The sequence below is a fragment of the Rhizobium sp. PDO1-076 genome (assembly GCF_000247475.1).
Lineage (GTDB): Bacteria > Pseudomonadota > Alphaproteobacteria > Rhizobiales > Rhizobiaceae > Allorhizobium.
Genome location: NZ_AHZC01000269.1, coordinates 1 through 1,552 on the forward strand (window position 1 = coordinate 1; position 1,552 = coordinate 1,552).

The following is a 1,552-nucleotide window of genomic DNA, read 5'->3' on the forward strand; positions in this document are numbered from 1 at the left end:
CGAGTGCCGCGCCCGTGGAAACCCAGGGTGATGGCAGTAACGTAATTGAAGTAAATGGCAAAAATATTAAAATTCCTAGACAAGATACTTCTATGGATGATGTTAATAATAAGATAAATAAACGTGCCGATCGCTCGGGACCTGATTTACCTTCTGTCCTATTATCAGTTGATGGCAATGCAGACTTTGGTTATTCCGGTAATGTCGTCCAGGTCGACATCAGTGGTCTTGGGGATGGTCTTGCTTCTGACCGGGCCCCCCCCGCTCTGCCACCCCGTCCTACTGGTTTGGGTACGCCCAAGTCGACTTCTAGTAATACTCAGACCATTAAGCCTGCCAAGAAGTCCGACAACGATGCTAGCGTCGTAAGTTCAGGTAATAAATCGTCCAGAAGCGGGTCGTCACAGAGGGAAGAGTTTACGGCTCCTGGCTCATCGCCTAATGGCGAGCAAATAAACGGTAATAAAGGTCTTGGGGAATCGACGGATAAGCAGACGCCTAGTGCTAATAAGGTTAACGATACGCCGACAAATGGTACGATGAAGGCCGTCTACGTGCCTAACCCCGCACGTGCAATAAGATAGCTTAATCGACAGTGAGGGGTCGATCTGGGGTCGGGTTGAGGGATCATGGGTCGCCAGCCCGGCGGGCCTAACGGAGTGATGGTGGATGCCGCGTTGGCGTCCATCAAGGAGGCCTTGAAGACATTCCCCAGCCCGACCGCTGCCGGTCTTCACGATATAGTCTCATGCATGTCGCCCGAAAGGCCACCGCGGTTTCGGGCGGCATGCATGAGAACAAAGAGCTAAAGCCCGTCGCGTGAATTTGAATTGATGGACGGGCTTTAGCAGGCTGCTGAACAACCCTCTGGCTTTTGGTTTGGAAAGCTGATTCGATCAGGTTGTCCTGAGGTAATCCCCCCATTCTTAACGGGGCTCCGCAGTAGAATTCACGCGGCCATTTTCAGTTTCTGCGCGGGCGTTATGCCGCCGATGCCCATATTGGGCCGTTCGTTGTTATAGGTCCATAGCCACTGCGTGGCGAATTCCTGCGCCTCCTCGATGCTTTCGATGATGTATTGGTCGAGCCATTCGTGTCGGACGGTGCGGTTGTAGCGCTCGACATAGGCATTCTGTTGCGGCTTTCCGGGCTGGATGTGGCTCAAAGCAATTCCTTGCGTTGCTGCCCATTCCATCAGTTTGCCACTGACATACTCAGGTCCATTATCCACACGAATGGCGAACGGTTTGCCGCGCCATTCGATGATCTGGTTCAGACTGCGGATGACGCGTTCAGCAGGCAGCGAAAAGTCCACCTCAATGCCCAGCCCCTCGCGGTTGAAGTCGTCCAGGACATTCAACAGCCGGAATTGCCTACCGTCTTCCAAACGATCAGCCATGAAATCTATGGACCAGACCAGGTTCGGCGCATCAGGCACAGTCAGAGCGTCGGGCTTGTCCCGCTTCAAACGCTTGCGTGGCTTGATCCTGAGGTTCAACTCCAGCTCACGATAGATGCGGTATACGCGCTTGTCGTCTAATCGTTCAGGGAC

At 53.4% G+C, this 1,552-nt stretch carries 2 protein-coding genes; one reads left to right on the top strand and one right to left on the bottom strand.

Features of this window, described 5'->3' with window-relative positions:
• On the top strand, positions 1–584 hold a 584-nt coding region (locus PDO_RS27960), incomplete at its 5' end, for a hypothetical protein (RefSeq protein WP_007603243.1).
• 365 nt (positions 585–949) lie between these two features.
• On the opposite strand, the gene PDO_RS14795 is transcribed toward PDO_RS27960, so the two are convergent.
• On the bottom strand, positions 950–1,552 hold a 603-nt coding region (locus PDO_RS14795), incomplete at its 5' end, for an IS3 family transposase (RefSeq protein WP_007603248.1).